Raw genomic sequence first — 19,716 nt, 5'->3', positions numbered from 1 at the left:
TCTTCCAACACACTTAGCAAAGAACAGACACGCTCCAAGCAACGCGGCGAGTAGCAAGTGCCTCCAATCAAAAACCGGCCTGCGGCATATGCAGACCGGTTTATTTGCCATGCTTGGATCAAACACTGGCCTGCAACGGAACGAGGGCAGGGCGTTGTGTCTGTACAGGTTGGGAATCTACATAGATCGATACATTGTGCAACGTCACGTATACAATGCTCTCCTCTTCTACGTTCAACTCCATAAAGCGCTGCCTGCTCATCTCTGCCTCAAATACTTCCTCCGTGTCCAATCGCTTCAGGTCAAGGCGAACGATCGGCCCCAAGAGAGAAATATGGTTGATCTCAGCCTGAACAGATCTGGCAGACTTCCCCTCTGGCGCGCGCAATGAAATCTCTACATCATGTGGCCGCATGTATCCGACAGCGGGAGCCTCCACCGCCTTATCCTTCCAATCCGTCTCGAACTCTGCTTCTCCGAGCTTGATTTTGCCATTTTGGATTCGTCCGTGAAACAGATTGACCCGCCCGAGAAAGCTGTACACGAATGGATTCGCCGGATAATGATAAATTTCTTCGGGCGAACCGACCTGCTCCACTCGCCCTTCATTCATCACAACAACCTGATCCGCCAATTCCATCGCTTCCTCCTGATCGTGTGTGACGAATAAAATCGTTAACCCAAGCTTCCCGTGCAGATGACGGAGCCAGCGACGCAGCTCCTGTCTCACTTTCGTATCCAAAGCGCCAAACGGTTCATCCAGCAGCAAAAATTTTGGTTCCACTGCCAACGCCCTCGCCAATGCAACACGCTGGCGCTGCCCACCTGATAGCTGTGAGGGATAGCGATGTGCAAGACCTTCTAGCTGAACGAGTTTTAACAGCGAATGAACCTTTTCACTGATTTCCTCCTTGCTCGGTCGTGTTTTGCGGGAGCGCACGGACAATCCAAACGCGATGTTGTCAAAGATGTTCATATGCCGAAACAAGGCGTAATGCTGAAAAACAAACCCTACCTGCCGCTCGCGCACGTCACGGTTCGTATTATCTTCTCCGTGAAAGAGAATGCTCCCCTCCTGCGGTTGCTCCAGTCCAGCGATGAGACGCAAAAGAGTCGTCTTTCCCGATCCGGAAGGCCCGAGAAGCGCTACGAGTTCGCCTTCCGGGATGTGCAGATTTACATTTTTCAGTGCCGTAAAGCTTTTATATGACTTCGTAATGTTCACTACCTCAATACTCATCCGGCTCTCTCTCCTGTCACGTCGTAGTGTTGTTCCTCATCCAGCTTTGCCTGCCGCTCGGTTTTCCACTCGATCAAGCTTTTCAGAATAAGTGTCACTAAGGCTAAGGCAGCAAGCAAGGTGGCTACCGCAAAGGCAGCAGCGAATTGATATTCGTTGTAGAGAATCTCCACATGCAACGGGAGCGTATTGGTCATGCCGCGGATATGACCAGAAACGACGGATACTGCCCCGAATTCACCCATGGCGCGGGCATTACACAAAATGACCCCGTACAGGAGCCCCCATTTTACGTTTGGCAGCGTGACACGTAAAAATGTTTTCCAGCCGCTCGCCCCGAGCGAAACTGCTGCTTCCTCCTCATCTCTTCCCTGTGCTTCCATGACCGGAATCAGTTCACGAGCAACGAACGGGAACGTAACAAAGGTCGTCGCGAGCACGATACCTGGAACCGCGAAAATGATTTTGAAATCCCAAGCCTCAAGCAAGGGCGCCGCCACACCTTGACTCCCAAACAAGAGGACAAAGATAAGGCCCGCAATGACTGGAGATACGGCAAATGGCAAGTCTATCAACGTAAGCAACACATTTTTCCCCGGGAACGAAAATTTGGCGATTGCCCATGCAGCAGCGATCCCGAACGTCACATTCAGCGGTACGCTAATGGCTGCGACTAGCAAGGTGAGCTTGACTGCAGATAACGTTTCCTCCTCTGTAATGGATGCTACGAACACCTCCGCCCCTTGCCGAAACGCTTCAGTAAAAACAGCTACCAGCGGCAGGATCAAAAACAAGCCGAGAAAGAGCAAGGCCACGATAATCAGTGTCCATCGGATATAGGCTGGCTCCGTTAAATGCTTCATACGTCATACCTCCTAACGGGCCGCATCGAATTTATTGATTCTCCATTGCAAGTAGTTGATGATCAAAAGCATGACGAAGGAAATCACAAGCATGATAGTTGCAATTGCCGTAGCTCCTGCATAATCAAACTGCTCCAGCTTGGTCATAATCAAGAGGGGTACAATCTCTGTTTTTAACGGCATGTTCCCGGAGATGAACACGACGGAGCCATACTCCCCCAATGCTCTGGCAAAGGCGAGCGCAAAACCCGTAATGATCGCCGGTAACAGATGCGGCAAAACCACCCGCCAAAATGTATTCCATCGAGTAGCACCCAACGTAGCCGCCGCTTCCTCCATTTGCAAATCCCAATCCTGCAAAACAGGCTGAACGGTTCTGACGACAAAAGGAAGACCGATAAATGTTAGTGCCACCCATATACCCATCGGGGTGTACGCTACCTTGATCCCCCACTCCGCCAGGTACTGCCCAATCCAGCCATTTTCAGCGTAAATAGAAGTCAGGGCAATCCCGCCTACAGCGGTAGGTAAAGCAAATGGCAGGTCAACAATGCCGTCTATGATCCGCTTCCCCATAAACTGATAGCGAACCAACACCCATGCCACCAAAACCCCGAACACTGCATTAAGACAAGCCGCAAAAAAAGAAGTCATAATACTCACACGAATGGAGGCAAGGACCCTCGTATCCATAATCGTCCCTATGAATTGCTCCCAACTCATCGTTGAGGCTTTTAAAAACAAGACAGACAGAGGGATCAGCACCAGAAGACTCAGGTAGATGATTGTATAGCCCATGGTCATGCCAAAGCCTGGCAGAAACCCTCTGTTGTGGAGTGATTTTCTCATGAAGGTAACTCCTCTGAGGAAAGTGTAGGTCTATGGTTTATAAAGTTGATCGAAGACGCCTTGATCTGCAAAATGAGTCTTTTGTGCTTTCGTCCAGCCACCAAACAACTCATCAATGGTAAACAATTGAATGTCAGGGAATGCGGGTTTATGTGCCTTGAGTACTTCCTGCGAACGAGGGCGATAGTAATGCTTGGCTGCGAGCTCTTGGCCTTTTTTGGTATACAGGAACTGAAGGTATGCTTCTGCTACTTCTTTTGTCTTGTGTTTGTCAGCGTATTTGTCAACGAGGGTGACAGGCGGTTCAGCCAAAATGCTCACGGACGGATTTACAATCTCAAACTTGTCTTTCCCAAGCTCATTGACCGCGAGATACGCTTCGTTTTCCCATGCAATCAGCACATCCCCAATGCCACGCTCGACAAACGTAGTAGTCGAACCACGTGCCCCAGAATCGAGAACGGGGACATTTTTAAACAATTGTGCTACGAATTCTTGTGCCTTCGCTTCATCTCCCCCATTTGTCTTCAAGGCGTAACCCCAGGCAGCCAAGTAATTCCATCTGGCTCCCCCAGACGTTTTCGGGTTCGGAGTGATTACGGAGATTCCAGGCTTGATCAAATCATCCCAATCTTTGATTTGCTTGGGATTGCCTTTGCGCACGAGAAACACAATCGTGGAAGTATAAGGCGAGCTGTTGTCTGAGAGCTTCTTTTGCCAATCAGCCGGAATCAGACCGCGTTCGGCAATCGCGTCAATATCATAGGCAAGGGCGAGGGTAACTACATCTGCTTCCAATCCATCAATAACGGAGCGGGATTGCTTGCCTGAACCACCATGTGATTGCTTGATCGTCACTGTTTGACCTGTCTTTTGTTGCCACTCTGAGGCAAACTCCTTGTTGATATCTTGGTAAAACTCCCGCGTAGGATCGTAGGAAACATTGAGCAGCTCTACCGTAGAATTGCTGCTCCCCGCTCCACTACCAGTTTCTGCTGGTGCAGTAGCCGAGCAGCCAGCCATTGCAGCCGCCATAGCAACGATACCTACGCGTTGCAGGATCGTCTGGACCTTGCCTTTCGTGGTTTTCATACAGCTCACCTTCACTCCTCTTTTAATCTATAGTAATTTACTCGGAATACTCTGTTATTGAAATTATACCTGCCTTTTCATTCCTGTCAACGATATTTCCATCTACCCTATGCTAGGCAGGTAGGCCACGTTCAAATGTTATTCGCCTATCCAGCAAATTTGGGCCCGCCCGTTCTGATTTTTTCAAAAGGCTATGTTAAGCATTGTTGTTGATAGTGGATAGAAACGAATTATCTTTCTTTAATGAGGGTGAGCAGCAACGTGTACCATATCCAAAACGCAAACAGCTACCACAGCCGCTTAAAAAAGTGGATATTGCAACATTATTTGGCTTGGTTTCGGTACTTAGACAGCAAGGAATATGAGAATACAGCATCGAATAAGAAAAATATGTTGGTGATATCATGTCTGTTTTCTGTGACCGACACGAATGACAAACTTCGGCTTTCTGCTCAGATGTTAAAAATTTGTTCACATAAGGAGATAAAACTATGGCAAAAAACAAATTGTTAAGAATGGACAATGTTGGCATCGTTGTAGAATCCCTTGATGAATCAATCTCTTTCTTCGAGGAGATTGGCTTGAAGCTCGAAGGGCGAGCTACTGTCGAAGGTGAGTGGGCTGGTCGCGTAACCGGGCTGGGTTCACAGTGTGTAGAGATTGCTATGATGGTTACCCCAGATGGCCACAGCCGACTTGAACTTTCTCAATTTCTCACCCCACCTACCATATCAGATCACCGAACTGCTCCAGTAAATGCCCTCGGTTATCTACGCGTCATGTTCGCTGTTGAAGACATTGACGAAATGGTATCCAGACTCACCAAGTATGGTGCTCAGCTCGTTGGCGAAGTGGTTCAGTACGAGGACTCCTATCGGCTCTGCTACATTCGTGGAAAAGATGGACTTCTAATTGGATTGGCGGAACAACTCGGCAATAAATAAGCGACGTTTAAATTAACTGAAATATACGATAGCTAAATAAGCCGCCTCTTCAACGAGGCGGCTTTCTGATCGGAAAAATCAACATCAGGATTTAACATAGCCTTTCAAAAAACAAGCCTTCCCGTTTAAATTGGGAAAGCTTGTTTCGATCGGACTGTGGCACTGGCATATTTCCCCCGGTCAAAAGCAAAGAGATCTGCGTCCGCATGACTTCCTTTTGTAATCAGATCACTGATGATTTGCGCGCCGATCGTAGAATAAACGGTTCCGTTCCCTCCGTAACCTAGCGTGAACAAGCAATGCGGATAGCCCTCCTGCTCCCCAAACAGCGGGAGTCCGTCATGTGTTCCAACAAAAGTCGCTCCCCAATAATATTCGGCTCGCATCGGAATCTGTGGAAATAACTCTTGAATCTTTGCCAGCAATTGATCCCGCTTCTTGAGACTGGAGGCCTCTCTCTTTTGCAAGTCTCTCAACGGCTCATCAAGTCCTCCGACAATGATTCTCCCTTCCAAACAAGTACGGATATACAAATAGGGACGAGCTGTTTCCCAGATTAAACAGGCATGCGGCCAACCCGTAAGCTCTTCGACTTGATTGGTCACGATGGAAAACGAGCTGGAAATCACAGCGTTGGCATTGCGTTTCATGTTTTGTGCTTCGTAGCCAGTAGCAAACACGGCACGCCTGCACTTGATTGTGTGCCCACTTTTTGTATAGACCAAAAGTCCTCCATCCTGCACTTTTTGATGCACGACTTCCGTGTTTTCATATACGCGCATCCCTTTTTTCACAGAGTGGGCGATCACACCGTTGGCAAATTTGTACGGATTGAGCTCTGCATCTCCCTTGGACAAAATAGCCCCTGCCTTCGAAAAGGAGAATCGCTGCTCTATATCTGAACGCTCCAAATACGTGACTGGAAAGCCGTACTTCTTCAATAACTGGAACTCTGTCCGCAAGCTCTTTGCATGAGCTGGTTCACTGGCATAATACAAGCTGTCACGCCTTATGTAATCGGGAGATTGGTTTAGCTGCCCTGAGATTTTTTCCAATTCATCAACAGCCTGTCGTGTTAGTTCGTAAAAACGCACTCCTTTTTTCTCACCGAACGAATGGATGCAGGCTGTCAACGTTTTATCGTTGCATATTTGCAGCAAACCGGTATTAGCGCTGCTGCTGCCCCCACTCACCCGCCGTTTATCCACGAGGATGACATCCATATCATGCTGTTTCAAATAATAGGAAACGAGTGCTCCTGCTTCACCGCCACCAATGATCAGAACATCACACTTCACGTCCTCGGTCAGCGCGGGATATAGGGGTGGCGCTGGCAATGTTTCTGGCCAATACAGTTTTCCGGTCACGAATATCATCAGCATGTCCCCTCAAGCTGAAAGTATCAATACAGTCGTTTCTTCAATTCTCAACCATAGGATAACCAACACATCAGCAGGCATCCGCTCCCCTATCGCCCAATTCATTGCTTATACGGTATGATGGGTGTCAGAAGGAGTGATTGCGCTTGACTACGGTGTACATAAAACTTCCGCATGAAAATGCAGTTGTCCGAGAAATCGCTGGGACGGATGAATTGCAGGAGCTGGTGGGTGGTGACTATGAGGTAGTGGAAGATGACCATCTGGAGGGAATCTCCCTCGTCGTGAATGAAGATGCTCGCGGAGTGGAAGCGAACAATTTCCCCATCACGTCCGATGGTTTTTTAGACTGGGTCTATGGACCTTGCGTATTCGTCAAAGCGGATGGTCGTTCGCTGACGGCTGACGACCTTTCGAGAATTGACCAGTTTTTATCCGCCAAAGGATGAGGACTTGATTAAAACAATGACCCCTGACGCATCAGCTCAAGTCCATTGACACGGCTGATGATCAGGGGTCTTGTATTTTTACTCGATAGAATTAGCTCTTGATACCACTGCTTCCGAAGCCGCCCGCTCCTCTTTCCGTCTCATCCAGCTCATCCACTACTTCGAACTGCGCAACTGGAACGATTGCAATCACACCCTGTGCGATCCGGTCCCCTTTTTTGATCAAGTAGCTATGTGCATCGACTTCTTGTTCAACGGTTACTTCGTTTTCGCCCGCGCCCAGACATACCTTGCCACTTTTTCCGGATGCGATTCGAATGTTATCGATCAGGACGCATACTTCACCGCGATAGCCTGCATCAACAGTCCCTGGTGCATTGGACAACCGCAGCTTTGTTTTTGCACTGATCCCGGAGCGAGGGCGCACTTGCAATTCAAATCCTTCTGGAAGCGCGAAAGCCAAGCCTGTTGGAACCTTTGCAGATTGTCCTGGGGCAATCAATGTATCCTCTACCGCGACCAGATCAAAGCCCGCGTCCATTGCTCTCGCGTACGCTGGGATCACGGCGTCTTGGTGGAGCTTTTTAATTTTCACCTGTGTGACCAGGCGCTCATTTGTCATGTTCATGTAATCGTCTCTCCTCTATAGCCTGTCGGCTGAATACCATTCATAGTGTACAGGATGCATCCACTTCCAGCAAGAAGCACCGAATTTCATAAAAACCTCACAAATCCCTTTCTTTTTCAGCGCTTTTAACAATGGAATGTGGTATAATCACCGTTGCATCTAAAATCACAATTGAAAAGAAAGGTGGAATTGTACCTTGCAAGTACAAAAACCATATCGCATTTTGTTGTATTACAAGTATACTCCTATTGAAAATTATGAGGAGTACGCAGCCGAGCACCTGCAATTTTGCAAGGATAACGGGCTGAAAGGGCGGATTATCGTAGCTCCGGAAGGCATTAATGGAACCGTATCCGGGACGATCGAGCAAACCGACGCCTACATGGAATATGTGCGAAAAGATCCACGTTTTAGTGATATGTGGTTTAAAATAGATGAATCGGAAGAACATGCGTTCAAAAAAATGTTTGTGCGACCGAAAAAAGAGCTTGTAACCTGGCGTTTGGAAGAGGATGTTGATCCGAATAAATTAGTCGGCACCTATCTGAAACCAAAAGAATGGTATGAAATGATGCAGGAAGAGGACGTCGTGATCCTTGACGGTCGCAACTACTACGAATACGATTTGGGACATTTCCGTGGTGCGATTCGCCCAGAAGTGGATTCATCCCGTGAGTTCCCTGAGTGGATTCGTGAAAACATGAGCCAATTCAAGGATAAAAAAGTCCTCACCTACTGCACAGGCGGTATTCGTTGTGAAAAGCTGACAGGTATATTGCTGCAACAAGGTTTTGAAAATGTTTACCACCTTGAGGGCGGAATTGTCACATATGGAAAAGATCCAGAGGTCCAAGGACGCCTGTGGGATGGAAAATGCTACGTGTTTGACGAGCGCATCTCTGTGCCGATCAACCATACAGAAGAAGACGTCGTCATTGGCCGTTGCCATTACTGCGGGACTGTGGAAGACCGCTATGTAAACTGCGCCAACCCATTCTGTAACAAACAGCACTTCTGCTGCACAGAATGCGAAACAAAATTCAAGCGTTCTTGCTCCGATGAATGCCGTGAGCACCCTCGCAACCGTTATGTAGAAGCGGAAGAAAATGCGAAGCTGCAAGCCACTGGATCAAACGCATAGTACGAACACAGACAAGCTGATTCTCTCGTAGAGTCAGCTTGTTTTTTTATTGGCAAAAGGCTCACACTCCCCTCTCTTTCCCTTTACCTGAATTTGGTACTATAATAAAAATCAAATCATTCGTAAAAGGGGATACATTATGTCAGAGATTCATGAAACGAGCATACTCGAATGGCAAGCTGCAATGACAGCTGGAACCACGACTTCCCGGGAACTTACCCTCGCCTTTTTACAGCGGATTGCCACCTACAACAAACAAGACATCCGAATCAATGCCATTTGTGAGCTAAATCCAGATGCACTGGCGATCGCAGAGTCACTGGATCGGGAACGAGCGGTGTCAGGCAGTCGCGGACCGCTTCATGGAATCCCTGTACTGATCAAGGATAACATTGCGACCTCTGACAAGATGCACACGACAGCTGGAGCCCTAGCTTTGGCTGATTCGTTTGCCTCAGCGGATGCATTTGTTGTGACAAAGCTCCGAGAGGCGGGCGCCGTTATTTTAGGAAAAACAAATCTAACGGAATGGGCTAACTTTGTCTCCTATAATATGCCCGATGGCTACAGCTCTCGCGGTGGACAAGTGTTGAACCCATACGGCCCTGGCGTACTCGATGTAGGCGGGTCTAGCTCCGGTTCAGCTGCTGCGATTGCCGCAGGTTTTGCCGTTGTGGCAGTCGGCACAGAGACTTCCGGGTCGATTCTCCACCCAGCCGAGCACAATTCTCTTGTGGGAATCAAGCCTACTGTTGGCTTAATTAGCCGTTCGGGTATCATCCCGATTTCACATAGCCAAGACACAGCCGGACCCATGGCGAGAACCGTGACAGATGCAGCTATTTTGCTTGGCGCGCTTACTGGTATCGATGTAAATGATCCGGTAACTGGAAAAAGCGAAGGTCTAAGTCATCCCGATTACCTCCCCTTCCTCGATGCAGATGGATTGCGGGGGGCGCGCATCGGCGTTGTACGCTCCAGTTTTTTGGCTGAGTGTGAAGAAGAAGAAATGGCCTTGTACGAAGCAGCTATAGAAAAGCTCAAAGAGGCTGGTGCAACTGTCATAGATTCGGTTACCATTCCTACAGAAAATGCCAACTGGGACATCCATGTTCTCGTACATGAATTCAAGGTTGGGGTAAATGCATACTTAAAAACCTTACCCGCCTCCTACCCGATTCGCTCCTTACAGGATGTCATCACTTTTAATCGGGCACATGAGGAACAAGCACTGCTATATGGGCAAGAGCTGCTGGAAGAATCCGAGCAAACAAGTGGTACGTTGACAGAGCCTGAATATCTCGCTAATCGCCTGTTCGATTTGGAAATGTCACAGAAACAAGGCCTTGATGCAGTCATGAAAGAGCACAAACTCGATGCCCTTTTGTACCCGGGCAGTACTGGTTATGCTATCCCGGCCAAAGCTGGTTACCCTTCGATTACGGTTCCGGCTGGCTATACTTCCGCTGGCAAACCATTTGGCATCATGCTGACTGGCTTGGCATTCCAGGAACCTACTCTTCTTCGCCTGGCCTACGCTTATGAGCAAGCAACTCGACTGCGTGTAGCGCCGAGTATGACTACCGTGTAAAGGAAGTACTCTCCTATCCAGCAAAAAACGCATGAGACCTTTTTGGCCCCATGCGTTTTTCTTTTTCTACATGGTCTTGCTTTCTTGCTCCGCTTTACCGAGTCGGTCCTGGAACAGCTTGCTCAATTGACCGATATTTACTTCCCATTCCTCATCCTTGTAATAAACAGTCGCTTTGGATTCGCCTTTTTTCCCTACGATACGAATACTCGTTGTCTTCACTTCATAGGTGCCATCTTCCTTGAAAGAAATATCCGCATCCTTAAGCTCTTTGTCCAATACCGGAGTAATCGTCTTATCGACGACTTCCTGTGTCGCTACGGCTGCCTGGCGTCCCATTTGGATCACTTCTTCAGGACTGAATTGGAAAAACAACACGAGCACAACACCAATAATAGCTGCAAGCGAAATGATTCGAATGATACTTCGCACCACCCATTGGGCAGCCATGATGATGATTATGATACCTAGCGCAATCGGCCAGTAATCTTTGATCAGTTGAAGTATTTGGTCCACGTCTATCCCTCCTTCGATTTCAGTCTCGCCCAAAAATACCGAAACCAAATCTTCTTACAGAAAAAAACCGTCACAGCAAAGCGGACGGAATCGCGAAAATGGGTTGTCTCTCACTAATTCTCGTAAAAAAAGCAAACTCCTGCTCTCATTTTCAATCGTTTTAAACGAATAATTGACATCATGATCATCCTTTATCCATAATAGGGAATCCGAGAAAAATTGGAAACGGGTGATAGAGGATGAAACAAAATCTGTACGATCAACCGGATTTTTATCAGGACTATCAAAAACTGCGTCTGTCCGGTCAATCGGAGAATGACATTATCGAACAGCCTGCCTTTCGCGGATGCCTCCCCTCCCTAAAAGGATTGCGTGTACTCGACCTCGGGTGTGGTGGCGGACAGTTTGCCAGGTACTGTGTGGAGCAAGGAGCACGTGAAGTGATTGGTGTTGATCTCTCCCACAATATGCTGGAGTATGCGCAAACGAATAACAGTCATAGAAACATTCGATATCTGCATGGGTCCCTGGAGGACATTGCGCTTGCTGATCATGACTACGATCTAATAACGAGCTCTCTCGTCATGGACTACGTTCGTGACTATGAGCACGTGATCAACAAAGTAAGCCGCGCCTTGCGCAACGGAGGACATTTCGTTTACTCTACCCTCCATCCGCATATTACCGCTCGCAAAAAGGTCGAGGGCTGGGTACGCGACGAAGAAGGACAGAAGCATTTCTGGCCCTTGGACAACTACCTGGAAGATGGAGAACGTGAAATGTACATGATGAACGGCAGAAAGGCCCTTTTTTACCACCGCTCCATGTCCACTGCCGTCAATACGTTAATCCGAGCCGGACTTACCCTGCAAGAGATCATCGAGCCAACCTGCACGTCAGAAGGACTCCGCTTGCAACCGCATCAGATTTCAGAAGTAAGAAGACCAACGTTTATTATTTTCAAGACCCAGAAGACTTTGAAATGAATGAGCAACAGCCCGGAGAAGTGCTCCGGGCTTTCTGCAACATTTCGATGCTTATGAATAAGGCAAGAATGTGAAAATAGAATCGAGTTGACATAATAAATATTATGTATTCACAAGCAACGTGTTATCTTTTTCCATTCTCACCCAGAGCTTTCGCATAATATTCTTCTTGAATATTACCAGGCACCATACTCCCACCCGTCGCCCATACGATGTGGGTCGCTTTTTTCATTTTTTCCATTAGACCTTGCTTTGCCAAATAATGACGTCCTGTCTCCTGAAACAATCGAACAGGTCCTGGCATTCCAGCCAATGCGGACGGCTCCAATCGAATGGACTCGTGATCGCGCAAGGCACGCAACAAAGCATATAGCTCTTCGTCGTCCACTGTAAACACGCCACTCAGCAAGTCCTCCATCATTTTTCCTACAAATCGAGAAGGACGCCCAACAGCCAGACCATCCGCCTCTGTCTTGTTATCGATTCCAAAGTCTTGAACGGAAACTTTGTCATGCAGTCCTGTCATTAAACCTAGTAGCATGCAGGGAGAATGAGTAGGTTCCGCAAAAAAGCAATGAACATTGTCTCCGTAGATAAGCTTCAATCCGTACGCCACACCGCCAGGACCTCCCCCTACCCCACACGGCAGGTAGACAAACAGCGGGTGATCGCTATCAACTGTAATCTGCTGCTCCTCTACCTGTTTCTTTAATCGTCCGGCTGCTACCGCATAGCCGAGGAATAGACGCTTGGAGTTCTCATCATCGATGAAATAACAATTCGGATCGGCCTCCGCCTGCTTTCTGCCCTCTTCCACCGCTTTCCCATAATCCGATGCGTATTCAACTACATGGACCCCTTTTGCCCGCAGCAATTCCTTTTTCCATACTTTAGCGTCTGCTGACATGTGTACGGTGACTTGAAAACCGAGCTTTGCGCTGATGATCCCGATGCTCAAACCGAGATTTCCTGTCGAGCCTACTGCAATGGAATAACGGGAAAATAGTTCGCGGAACGCTTCCGAGGCCAAAATAGCATAATCATTGTCCGGTTGCAGCATCTGGTGCTTTTGAGCCAATTCTTCTGCATGTGCCAGCACCTCGTAGATACCGCCACGCGCTTTGATCGACCCTGCAATAGGCAAATGGCTGTCGCATTTTAACCAGAGATTCCCCTGTATATTCAATGCAAAACGAGACTCCAGGTACTTTTGCATCTCTTTAATCGGTACAAGTGGAGACTCGATTAGTCCGCCAGATTCTTTCGTCTCGGGAAAAGCCACTTGAATGAACGAGCCAAAACGCCGCAAGCGTTCTTCTGCATCCTGGACTTCCTCTGGCGAAACGGAGAGTGTTGCTTTTGCGATCTCATCATAGCATGGGTTCGTCCAGAAAACTTCTTCTGTCTCCATCATGTTATGGAGAAGCGGATATTTCATTTTCCACTCCTCTATTGTTAGCCCTTCTACCTTTTCATTGTTTCCCATCTTGAACGAACCCCCTATTCATCCTTCCACTCTTCTTTGTTATTATAACGAAATATTACAAAACTTCTTTTGGAAAACCAAATAAAAATAACTGATGATTGCACTCATTTGATACAATGGTCGTGTTAAAGAAGTCGACTGCAACAAAAAGGAAAGGGATAACATGTATCGCTATACCATATGCTTTCTCAAACATAGAAATGGAATACTCATGCTGAATCGCAACAAATCACCGTTAATGGGGCTTTGGAATGGCGTAGGCGGTAAGCTGGAGCACGGAGAGACTCCACTGGACAGTGTCCTTCGCGAGGTTCGGGAAGAGACGGGCATTTTACTAGAAACCGCTTGCTACAAAGGAATTGTCTCTTGGCTGGTCGATGGAGTTGAAACAGGCGGTATGTATGCATTTCTCGCTCATCTTCCGGAAGACTACGAGCGCTCTCAAACTCCACAGGTAGTGGAAGAAGGCATCCTTGACTGGAAAGAGCTAGCGTGGATCTTGGACCCTGACAATGCTGGCGTCCCAGAAAACCTTCCCATATTTTTACCATACATGTTGGAAGATGCTGAACCTTGTCGGCATATCTTTACGTACGAAAAGAACCTGGTTGTCAACTACGAAACAGCTCCATTGCAAAAGCCAGTAACAACTTGAATCGGAGGAGAAACACGGATGGAAATTCGCAAGCTTGCAGCACAGGAACAACCACCAATGGATTTACTCTTATTGGCTGACCCCTCTGTCAGATTGGTGGAGGATTATTTACAAAGAGGTCATTGCTATGTCGCTGTTCTGGAGGAGAGCATCGTAGGTGTCTACGTCTTGATACCAACCAGACCGGATACGATTGAACTCGTGAATGTTGCAGTCGATGAAGCCTATCATGGCAAGGGCATTGGCAAAAAGCTCGTTCTTCATTCCATAGCAGTAGCCAAATCTCTCGGTTATAAGACAATCGAGGTCGGAACAGGGAATTCTAGTGTGAGTCAGCTCGCCCTGTATCAAAAGTGTGGATTTCGCATGAATTGGATCGATCGGGACTTTTTCTTGCGGCATTATGAAGAAGAGATTTACGAAAACGGGATTCAGGTGATAGATATGGTTCGCCTCTCCCAAGATATTTGAGAAGATTGTCTAGCAACAGTGTGAACCGAATGAGTATACATAATTTATATTATGTTATCTTTTTATAGGAAAAGGTGATGGCAGGTGATTACGCACTTTTCTAAATTAACCTTACGAACGGTGTCCATCCAAGGAGTTCACCAGGTTTACGCAGACCGTCTCGGTTTTCCAATTTTGTCTCAATCAGACAAACAGATTACGTTTCAAGTCACACCCGATTTTCGTTTAACCTTTGATGAAGTGTATGAACCAATCTCCCCCGCCCATATTACTTTTCAAGTGCCTTATACCCTTTTTCATGAATCAGCGAAAAAGATCAGAGAATCTGGTCTGTTGATTGTTCGATGGGAGGATGGGCATGACATTGATCAGGAAAAAGGACGGATGAACCTGTATTTCCGCGATGGAGACGGGAATCTTCTTGAGATTATTGCCCACGACTATGTGTCAGAAAAGGTCATTATGCCATCCACTCCCCTGCACATTTTGTATTTACGGGAAGTGGGCTGTCCCGTAGAAAGTGTGCCTGTTTTTACGCAATGGCTAAAATCGAATCTAAGCCTGAAAACTTACGAGGATGGCGAAATTTTTAACTTCGTCATCGGGGGAACGGCACATATCGTAGCCACATGGAAAAAAAGGCCTTGGATTCCCATCGCGATGAAAGCGCTACCACCAAAAATGCACGTGACTTTTGGAACGCCTGACCAAACGTTCCTGCAAAAGGTGCGGAGGCGCTTTGAAAAAAGTAACGTCCTCTTCCATTCGGATGCTCATGAGCTTACATTCGTCCGGGAAGGATACTCTTTTTCTGTTATTCATACCCCCGATTTCGCCCCTGACATCCCGAGCAAATTGCAATTACCACTTTCCATCTCCACCTAGCAATACAGCGGCAGGCGAGGACTGGCTTCAGACATTGTCCCTGGCTGCCGCTGTTCTTTTTTCACACTATCCCCTGGCGACTTTTCTCTTCAACAGTGGCTCGCGACCTTCGCGTCCCTGTGTTTTGGCTAGGTAGATGGCGTATTCAAGCGGGCGAGTAATGGCATCCTTGTACTGCTCCATTGCCCCCATCTCCCGGAAAATTTCCCGAGCTGGTTTGGGATTCACTTCGATCAGCCACGCGCGCCCCTCTACATCGATGCCAATATCTAGTCCAAATTCAACCATCCGTCCAAAATGATCCTCGAGGGTTTCCGCTGTTTGAAAAGCGAGCTGCTCGCAATCATGCACGATCTGCGCGGTACGTTCCTCCCCAAACCTCGGTCGGAGAAATACCGATACAGGAATCGCTTTTCCGCCGCCATGCAGATTAGAGGTGGCACTGCGCTCTGGACCTACGCGAATCCCATGGCCTGTAATGCTCCATTCTCCCTGCCCATTCTTTTGAATCAAGAGACGCATGTCTACTGCCCGCGAAGGAACCAACTGCAAACGAAGCCCTTGCTGAACGATGTATTTCTCCTGTCTCGTCCAACGATCTACCCATCTCTGGGCAGCGGCTTTGTCTTTTACTACTGTGGACACTTTCGCCCTTTGCTTGTTCCGGCCGAGCAGTCGAAGTTCGTCGCCACGCTTTTCAATGGACAGGATGTTTCGTCCCCCTGTTCCATTGAGTGGCTTTACGTAGAGCAATGGATGCTTGCCTAGCATGTTGGCCAAGCTGTGTCGGTTGTACAGGTGCGTCTCCGGAAGCCACCGATGCATTCTGGGGTCCCGATGTAGCACCTCATGTACACGCCATTTGTTTGCCAAGCGATTGTTTGCGTACAAAAAATTACTCGTCCGCCGAAAGGCCACATAGTTCTTAAACGATTGTGTCGGTGTATAGCGGTATCGGTCGAAAACAGCGTCTGGACGGTCAAATATCCTTGCTTGCCAGCCGCCACTCTTCCCCGGGACATACCCTCTCACCTGTTTGCCGGCTCCAAGTACATCGTTTGGTGAAAACAGGAAAACGGTACAGCCCAGTTCTTGTCCAGCCTTGAGCAGTCGCCGAAAATAGGTTGGCTCTGCAAAACGTTTGCCTTCCCGCCAAGTCAAGATGCCGATTATGGGTCGTTTCAAAAGACCACCCTCTCTCGTTTCCTCCTTGGCAGTTTATTCAGTCCGTCGTCAAATGGCGATTATCTCAGCTTCTTTTCCAAATGAAACAGATCGAGTGGCAACGGAGCCGTGACTTCGATGACTTCTCCTCCGAATGGATGCACAAATTTGAGCACTGCTGCGTGGAGCGCTTGTCGTTTAATGAGTTCACACTTGCCACCATACAGTTCATCCCCTAAAAGCGGGTGCCCAATATGACTGAAGTGAACGCGAATTTGATGGGTTCTCCCGGTCTCTAATTGACATTCTACTTTCGTAGCTGTTTGAAAACGTTCTTTCACCTGATAATGGGTAATCGCTGGGTCGCCGTTAGGTGTGACCCTTCTGCGGGTCCCATGGTTCCGATCTTTCCCGATCGGTTCATTAATTTTTCCGCGCTCTTTGGGCATTCGCCCCGAAACATACGCGACGTATGTACGCTTGATTGTGCGTTCACGCAGCATTTCATCTAAAAGTGCAGAGGCCCACGCATGCTTCGCGTACAGGACGACGCCTGACGTATCTTGATCCAGTCGATGGACATGACGGACCTTTGCCTCCAAACCCGTACGGAAAAAGTGCCCCGACACAAGATGATCCAACGTCACATGATGATAGCGTTCGGTCGGATGCAACAGAAGGCCAACCGGCTTATTCACGATGAGCAAATGATCATCCTCGTACAAGATCTCCGGTGCTTCACTGGCCGGATCGAGCCCCAATGGCTCAGGCTTGCACATCCGCAGGCGAATTTCCTGCCCTGCTTTTCCAGCAACATGCTGAGCAACAGGTGCACCGTCCAGCAGCACTTCTTTGTTTTGGAATAAAAGATGGACCTGCTTGCGAGGCAGCTTCCACACTTCGCGCAGCAGGTTCCCAATCGGGATAGCATCGTCATTGTCTCGTAAATGAGCAACGAGCCATTCCCCTTCTTTTTTCATGAATAACATTTCTGTCTATCTCCCTGTTCGATGTTCATGCAATTATGCTTGCTCGAGACCTTTACTGACTTGAATAGCACGGTCCAGGAAATGCTCGATCTCCTCACGACTCTTTCCGAGCTTGCTTACGAAGCGAACCAGTTCTTTTCCATTATGGAACGCAATAAAGCTTGGAATCCCGAAGACATCGTACTTTTCGGACAGGTCCGGGAGAGTATCCCGGTTGACTTCGATCATATCCAGCTGTTCTTTGTATTTTTCCTCCACGGCAGGCATGAATGGATCAATCCGATGACAATCTGGGCACCAATCCGTGAAGAATTTGACGATGACTGGCTTGGTTGCTGCGATTACTTGCTCGAACTCAGCTTCTGTCTTAATTTCTCTCATGTTATCTTCCTCCCAGAATGATTTGGAAATAGTGTACCACAGGTGTGGGCTGTTTGGGACGTTTAGGAGAAACAATTGCCATCACTAACAAACGAGCAAACGGAAATCCTAGTGGTTGTAAGCCAATAATTTTTAAGGAAGGTGCTACTCATGAAGAAATTCGCTGCTTTGTTGATGGTTGCATGCTTGGTAACTACTGCAATTCCTGTATCTGCTGAGACTCATGACGGTCACAAGAAACACCACAAGGTACAAACAAAAGCGCATCATATGAAGACCAAAGCTCACCATATGAAAACCAAGGCACATAAAGGCAAAGTGCATATCAAGGCTATGCCGAAAACCGGTATGGGTGGAGCAAGCAATTAAAGGGGGAGCTTCCCCCTTTTCTTTGCAGCCTATGAAAAAACTGCTCGGGTCCCTACTATTCATTAGTTTGGTTACAATTGGTTGCGGCCATACAACTAAAGAACCTGTCGAAGCTCCAAAAATTGCAAGTACCATACAAAAACCAGCAGGGCCCATTCATATCAAACAAACGGTTACCGTTTATGGTCCCTCGCTGCCCCCTCAACCGACGTTCCTTCCTGCCCCTCCTCTTCCAGACGGAATCATGCCAACCCTTCTACATATTCCAAAACTGAACCTTCAAACTCGTGTAGAACCGGTTGGCGTTTTACCGAATGGGCAAATGGACGTCCCAAAGGCTTTTGATCGCGTCGGTATTTTGGCGCCATGGACAAAGCCCGGGATGAAGGGGAATGCAGTGATCGCCGGCCATTTTGATCATTATACGGGTCCAGCTGTTTTTTACCATCTGAAAAAACTAAAGCCCGGCGACAAAATCAGAGTGCGTGAAGCAAAAGGAAGGACGCTAACCTTCCAGGTTCGCAAAGTAGATAGCTTCCAGACAGCCGAGGCCCCCATCGATCAGATTTTTGGGAAGGCTGAGAGCTCCCATCTGAATTTGATTACCTGCTCCGGCAAATTTAACAAGAAAACACAGGAACACGCTCAAAGGCTCGTCGTCTTTTCCGAACTTGTTCAAGATACAAAACCGCAAGATGAAAAACCCAGTGTTCGCAAATGACTGCGGCGACTGGGTTTCTTGTTTGCCTTTATATTTTTCCACCCTGCTCAATGAGACATCGTACAAACGCTTCAGCCGGGCGTGACAGTGGTTTGTCCTTACGATACGCCACGACGAGTGTGCGTGAAGGTTTTGTTTTTATCCGAACATAAGTTGGCGGTTCGATCGTTCCGGGTGCGAGTGTAATCATTTTCGGTGCAAACGACAACCCCATGCCTGCTGCAACAAGTGACTGAGCCGTCTGGATGTTTGAGCTCTCAAACACGATTCGCGGTCGGAATCCCGCCTGCTCACAGAGCCGAAGCGAGATCGTGCGGAAGCCTTGCCCCTCTTTTAACAGGATAAAAGGCTGATCGGCTACCTCCGCGAGATCGACTTCTTTTCGTTTCGCGAGCGGATGATTGGCTGGTACCGCCAAAAAGATTTCTTCGTTGATTGCGGGGATGATTTCCAGAGACGGATCACTAATGGGCATGGTTAGTAGGCTGACATCAATTTTCCCCCGCACAAGTAGCTGCTCCAAATGACTCGACGTTTCCTCCATCAATTGCAGCTCGACACCTGGAAATTGCTGTGTAAACGTAGGCAACACCCTTGGAAGCACGTACGCCCCTGTGATCGGTAAACTTCCGACTAACAATTTGCCACTTTCACCTACGGCATAAGCGCGCATTTCCCTCTCCAGCCCCTCTGACATGTCGACGAGCGTTTGCGCCACCTGTATGAAGCGTTGGCCCGCATCAGTCAGTTCTACGTGCTGCGGCAAGCGATGGAACAAGCTGACACCGAGTATTTTCTCCAGCTTCGCAATTTGTTGACTCAACGACGGTTGGGCCAAATGTAATCGATTGGCTGCACGGGAGAAACTGCGTTCTTCCGCAACAGCAAGTACATAACGAATTTGTCGTAACTCCATA

At 48.0% G+C, this 19,716-nt stretch carries 22 protein-coding genes and 1 pseudogene; 11 read left to right on the top strand and 12 right to left on the bottom strand.

Annotated features, from left to right (window positions below; all coding sequences use genetic code 11):
• Positions 1–118: 118 nt before the first annotated feature.
• From KB186_RS05435 to KB186_RS05420, 4 genes are read right to left on the bottom strand one after another with little or no spacing between them, the layout of a single operon-like run.
• Complete coding sequence (locus tag KB186_RS05435; RefSeq protein WP_173609435.1) at positions 119–1,240, bottom strand: sulfate/molybdate ABC transporter ATP-binding protein; 1,122 nt, start codon at positions 1,238–1,240, stop codon at positions 119–121.
• Complete coding sequence (cysW, locus tag KB186_RS05430; RefSeq protein ID WP_173609436.1) at positions 1,237–2,103, bottom strand: sulfate ABC transporter permease subunit CysW; 867 nt, start codon at positions 2,101–2,103, stop codon at positions 1,237–1,239. Before cysW ends, KB186_RS05435 begins: the two co-directional genes overlap by 4 nt.
• A gap of 12 nt (positions 2,104–2,115) precedes the next feature.
• Positions 2,116–2,952, bottom strand: coding sequence for a sulfate ABC transporter permease subunit CysT (cysT, locus tag KB186_RS05425; protein WP_232773205.1), 837 nt, complete (start codon positions 2,950–2,952; stop codon positions 2,116–2,118).
• 30 nt (positions 2,953–2,982) lie between these two features.
• A complete protein-coding gene (locus KB186_RS05420; RefSeq protein WP_370646654.1) occupies positions 2,983–3,975 on the bottom strand; it encodes a sulfate ABC transporter substrate-binding protein in 993 nt (330 codons plus the stop codon).
• Between the two features lie 330 nt (positions 3,976–4,305).
• On the opposite strand from KB186_RS05420, the pseudogene KB186_RS28365 reads away from it, so the two are divergent.
• Both KB186_RS28365 and KB186_RS05410 read left to right on the top strand, forming a co-directional pair.
• Positions 4,306–4,441, top strand: a pseudogene (locus tag KB186_RS28365) (IS1595 family transposase); the annotation flags it as partial.
• Positions 4,442–4,535: 94 nt separating this feature from the next.
• A complete protein-coding gene (locus KB186_RS05410) occupies positions 4,536–4,988 on the top strand; it encodes a VOC family protein (protein ID WP_221867075.1) in 453 nt (150 codons plus the stop codon).
• A 125-nt stretch (positions 4,989–5,113) separates the two neighbouring features.
• On the opposite strand, the gene KB186_RS05405 is transcribed toward KB186_RS05410, so the two are convergent.
• Positions 5,114–6,364, bottom strand: a complete 1,251-nt coding sequence (locus tag KB186_RS05405; RefSeq protein WP_232773204.1) for an NAD(P)/FAD-dependent oxidoreductase — start codon at positions 6,362–6,364, stop codon at positions 5,114–5,116.
• Positions 6,365–6,513: 149 nt separating this feature from the next.
• Here KB186_RS05405 and KB186_RS05400 point away from each other — a divergent pair, with 149 nt between their 5' ends.
• Positions 6,514–6,816, top strand: coding sequence for a DUF3846 domain-containing protein (locus KB186_RS05400; protein ID WP_255688421.1), 303 nt, complete (start codon positions 6,514–6,516; stop codon positions 6,814–6,816).
• A 91-nt stretch (positions 6,817–6,907) separates the two neighbouring features.
• On the opposite strand, the gene dut is transcribed toward KB186_RS05400, so the two are convergent.
• On the bottom strand, positions 6,908–7,444 hold the full coding sequence (dut, locus tag KB186_RS05395; protein ID WP_173609442.1) for a dUTP diphosphatase: 537 nt from the start codon (positions 7,442–7,444) through the stop codon (positions 6,908–6,910).
• 196 nt (positions 7,445–7,640) lie between these two features.
• Here dut and trhO point away from each other — a divergent pair, with 196 nt between their 5' ends.
• Both trhO and KB186_RS05385 read left to right on the top strand, forming a co-directional pair.
• Positions 7,641–8,585, top strand: coding sequence for an oxygen-dependent tRNA uridine(34) hydroxylase TrhO (trhO, locus tag KB186_RS05390; RefSeq protein WP_173609443.1), 945 nt, complete (start codon positions 7,641–7,643; stop codon positions 8,583–8,585).
• Positions 8,586–8,724: 139 nt separating this feature from the next.
• Positions 8,725–10,176 (top strand): amidase family protein, encoded by a 1,452-nt coding sequence (locus KB186_RS05385; RefSeq protein ID WP_173609444.1) that lies wholly within the window; start codon positions 8,725–8,727, stop codon positions 10,174–10,176.
• Between the two features lie 66 nt (positions 10,177–10,242).
• Here the strand turns inward: KB186_RS05385 and KB186_RS05380 are convergent, their stop codons facing one another.
• Entirely contained in the window at positions 10,243–10,692 is a 450-nt protein-coding gene (locus tag KB186_RS05380) for a hypothetical protein (RefSeq protein WP_017248186.1), read from the bottom strand.
• A 239-nt stretch (positions 10,693–10,931) separates the two neighbouring features.
• Here KB186_RS05380 and KB186_RS05375 point away from each other — a divergent pair, with 239 nt between their 5' ends.
• The gene (locus KB186_RS05375; protein WP_173609445.1) at positions 10,932–11,678 is read left to right on the top strand and encodes a class I SAM-dependent methyltransferase; all 747 of its coding nucleotides are present in this window, start codon (positions 10,932–10,934) and stop codon (positions 11,676–11,678) included.
• Between the two features lie 124 nt (positions 11,679–11,802).
• On the opposite strand, the gene KB186_RS05370 is transcribed toward KB186_RS05375, so the two are convergent.
• Entirely contained in the window at positions 11,803–13,164 is a 1,362-nt protein-coding gene (locus KB186_RS05370; RefSeq protein WP_173609446.1) for a D-serine ammonia-lyase, read from the bottom strand.
• A gap of 163 nt (positions 13,165–13,327) precedes the next feature.
• Here KB186_RS05370 and KB186_RS05365 point away from each other — a divergent pair, with 163 nt between their 5' ends.
• The 3 genes from KB186_RS05365 to KB186_RS05355 all read left to right on the top strand — a co-directional run bounded on the left by KB186_RS05365 (position 13,328) and on the right by KB186_RS05355 (position 15,175).
• A complete protein-coding gene (locus tag KB186_RS05365) occupies positions 13,328–13,819 on the top strand; it encodes an NUDIX hydrolase (RefSeq protein WP_173609447.1) in 492 nt (163 codons plus the stop codon).
• An 18-nt stretch (positions 13,820–13,837) separates the two neighbouring features.
• Positions 13,838–14,290: a GNAT family N-acetyltransferase gene (locus tag KB186_RS05360; RefSeq protein WP_173609448.1), complete on the top strand. Its 453-nt coding sequence runs from the start codon at positions 13,838–13,840 to the stop codon at positions 14,288–14,290.
• A gap of 84 nt (positions 14,291–14,374) precedes the next feature.
• Entirely contained in the window at positions 14,375–15,175 is an 801-nt protein-coding gene (locus KB186_RS05355) for a VOC family protein (RefSeq protein WP_173609449.1), read from the top strand.
• 66 nt (positions 15,176–15,241) lie between these two features.
• Here KB186_RS05355 and KB186_RS05350 read toward each other — a convergent pair whose 3' ends face one another.
• The 3 genes from KB186_RS05350 to KB186_RS05340 are packed head-to-tail and all read right to left on the bottom strand — an operon-like array spanning position 15,242 to position 17,709.
• Positions 15,242–16,360, bottom strand: coding sequence for a YheC/YheD family endospore coat-associated protein (locus tag KB186_RS05350; RefSeq protein WP_173609450.1), 1,119 nt, complete (start codon positions 16,358–16,360; stop codon positions 15,242–15,244).
• A 59-nt stretch (positions 16,361–16,419) separates the two neighbouring features.
• A complete protein-coding gene (locus KB186_RS05345; protein ID WP_221867081.1) occupies positions 16,420–17,328 on the bottom strand; it encodes an RluA family pseudouridine synthase in 909 nt (302 codons plus the stop codon).
• Positions 17,329–17,361: 33 nt separating this feature from the next.
• Positions 17,362–17,709 carry a thioredoxin family protein gene (locus KB186_RS05340; protein ID WP_173609452.1) on the bottom strand — a complete coding sequence of 116 codons (348 nt, stop codon included), beginning with the start codon at positions 17,707–17,709 and terminating at the stop codon, positions 17,362–17,364.
• A gap of 150 nt (positions 17,710–17,859) precedes the next feature.
• Between KB186_RS05340 and KB186_RS05335 the strand changes: the two genes are divergently transcribed.
• Positions 17,860–18,078, top strand: coding sequence for a hypothetical protein (locus KB186_RS05335; RefSeq protein ID WP_173609453.1), 219 nt, complete (start codon positions 17,860–17,862; stop codon positions 18,076–18,078).
• Between the two features lie 31 nt (positions 18,079–18,109).
• A complete protein-coding gene (locus KB186_RS05330) occupies positions 18,110–18,799 on the top strand; it encodes a class F sortase (RefSeq protein ID WP_232773257.1) in 690 nt (229 codons plus the stop codon).
• 28 nt (positions 18,800–18,827) lie between these two features.
• Here the strand turns inward: KB186_RS05330 and KB186_RS05325 are convergent, their stop codons facing one another.
• On the bottom strand, positions 18,828–19,715 hold the full coding sequence (locus tag KB186_RS05325; RefSeq protein WP_173609454.1) for a LysR family transcriptional regulator: 888 nt from the start codon (positions 19,713–19,715) through the stop codon (positions 18,828–18,830).
• Position 19,716 lies beyond the last annotated feature (1 nt).

Origin of the sequence: Brevibacillus sp. AF8 (assembly GCF_021270385.1) — a bacterium.
Taxonomy (GTDB): Bacteria; Bacillota; Bacilli; order Brevibacillales; family Brevibacillaceae; genus Brevibacillus.
Note: the sequence above shows the minus strand (reverse complement) of the source record. Positions and strands in the feature narration are given on the sequence as shown.